We start from the raw sequence: 2004 nt of genomic DNA, 5'->3' as shown, positions 1-2004 counted from the left end.
AGCTTTCATATTGTTCCCAGAGTCGCCGGGGCCAAGTCAGGTGGCGTATTCCAGATTGTCCTGGGGGCTGCCGCCATTGCCGGATCATTCTTTACCGCCGGAGCCACCCTTGCAGCATGGGGGGCAGCCATTGGGGCCGGTGGTATGACCGGCATCCTGTTTTCTCTCGGTGCCAGTATGGTGCTCGGTGGTGTGGCGCAGATGCTGGCACCGAAAGCCAGAACTCCCCGTATACAGACAACGGATAACGGTAAGCAGAACACCTATTTCTCCTCACTGGATAACATGGTTGCCCAGGGCAATGTTCTGCCTGTTCTGTACGGGGAAATGCGCGTGGGGTCACGCGTGGTTTCTCAGGAGATCAGCACGGCAGACGAAGGGGACGGTGGTCAGGTTGTGGTGATTGGTCGCTGATGCAAAATGTTTTATGTGAAACCGCCTGCGGGCGGTTTTGTCATTTATGGAGCGTGAGGAATGGGTAAAGGAAGCAGTAAGGGGCATACCCCGCGCGAAGCGAAGGACAACCTGAAGTCCACGCAGTTGCTGAGTGTGATCGATGCCATCAGCGAAGGGCCGATTGAAGGTCCGGTGGATGGCTTAAAAAGCGTGCTGCTGAACAGTACGCCGGTGCTGGACACTGAGGGGAATACCAACATATCCGGTGTCACGGTGGTGTTCCGGGCTGGTGAGCAGGAGCAGACTCCGCCGGAGGGATTTGAATCCTCCGGCTCCGAGACGGTGCTGGGTACGGAAGTGAAATATGACACGCCGATCACCCGCACCATTACGTCTGCAAACATCGACCGTCTGCGCTTTACCTTCGGTGTACAGGCACTGGTGGAAACCACCTCAAAGGGTGACAGGAATCCGTCGGAAGTCCGCCTGCTGGTTCAGATACAACGTAACGGTGGCTGGGTGACGGAAAAAGACATCACCATTAAGGGCAAAACCACCTCGCAGTATCTGGCCTCGGTGGTGATGGGTAACCTGCCGCCGCGCCCGTTTAATATCCGGATGCGCAGGATGACGCCGGACAGCACCACAGACCAGCTGCAGAACAAAACGCTCTGGTCGTCATACACTGAAATCATCGATGTGAAACAGTGCTACCCGAACACGGCACTGGTCGGCGTGCAGGTGGACTCGGAGCAGTTCGGCAGCCAGCAGGTGAGCCGTAATTATCATCTGCGCGGGCGTATTCTGCAGGTGCCGTCGAACTATAACCCGCAGACGCGGCAATACAGCGGTATCTGGGACGGAACGTTTAAACCGGCATACAGCAACAACATGGCCTGGTGTCTGTGGGATATGCTTCACACAGGAAACAGCTATGACCATGATTACGCCAAGTTTGCACGCCTGCCGTTCGACGATATCTCTGGAAGATCCGCGCGTACCGAGTTCTAATTCACTGGCCGTCGTTTTACAACGTCGTGACTGGGAAAACCCTGGCGTTACCCAACTTAATCGCCTTGCAGCACATCCCCCTTTCGCCAGCTGGCGTAATAGCGAAGAGGCCCGCACCGATCGCCCTTCCCAACAGTTGCGCAGCCTGAATGGCGAATGGCGCCTGATGCGGTATTTTCTCCTTACGCATCTGTGCGGTATTTCACACCGCATATGGTGCACTCTCAGTACAATCTGCTCTGATGCCGCATAGTTAAGCCAGCCCCGACACCCGCCAACACCCGCTGACGCGCCCTGACGGGCTTGTCTGCTCCCGGCATCCGCTTACAGACAAGCTGTGACCGTCTCCGGGAGCTGCATGTGTCAGAGGTTTTCACCGTCATCACCGAAACGCGCGAGACGAAAGGGCCTCGTGATACGCCTATTTTTATAGGTTAATGTCATGATAATAATGGTTTCTTAGACGTCAGGTGGCACTTTTCGGGGAAATGTGCGCGGAACCCCCATTTGTTTATTTTTCTAAATACATTCAAATATGTATCCGCTCATGAGACAATAACCCTGATAAATGCTTCAATAATATTGAAAAAGGAAGCT

General features: G+C 54.7%; 1 protein-coding gene and 2 pseudogenes. All 3 read left to right on the top strand.

Translation table 11 applies throughout. The features are described from left to right. A pseudogene (locus ABG80_RS10700) lies at window positions 1-414 on the top strand (hypothetical protein); the annotation flags it as partial. Window positions 415-474: 60 nt separating this feature from the next. Further along, a complete protein-coding gene (gene gpJ / locus ABG80_RS10695) occupies window positions 475-1407 on the top strand; it encodes a TipJ family phage tail tip protein (RefSeq protein WP_058087657.1) in 933 nt (310 codons plus the stop codon). Further along, window positions 1379-1570, top strand: a pseudogene (locus ABG80_RS23245) (hypothetical protein); the annotation flags it as partial. The gene gpJ and the pseudogene ABG80_RS23245, both read left to right, overlap by 29 nt. Window positions 1571-2004 lie beyond the last annotated feature (434 nt).

It is taken from the genome of Aquabacterium parvum, assembly GCF_001447195.1.
In the GTDB taxonomy this organism is placed as follows: Bacteria; Pseudomonadota; Gammaproteobacteria; order Burkholderiales; family Burkholderiaceae_C; genus Aquabacterium; species Aquabacterium parvum.
Note: the sequence above shows the minus strand (reverse complement) of the source record. Positions and strands in the feature narration are given on the sequence as shown.

Coding starts and splice junctions, on each gene's coding strand:
- gpJ (WP_058087657.1), top strand. CDS start 475: ATGGGTAAAGGAAGCAGTAAGGGGCATACCCCGCGCGAAGCGAAGGAC.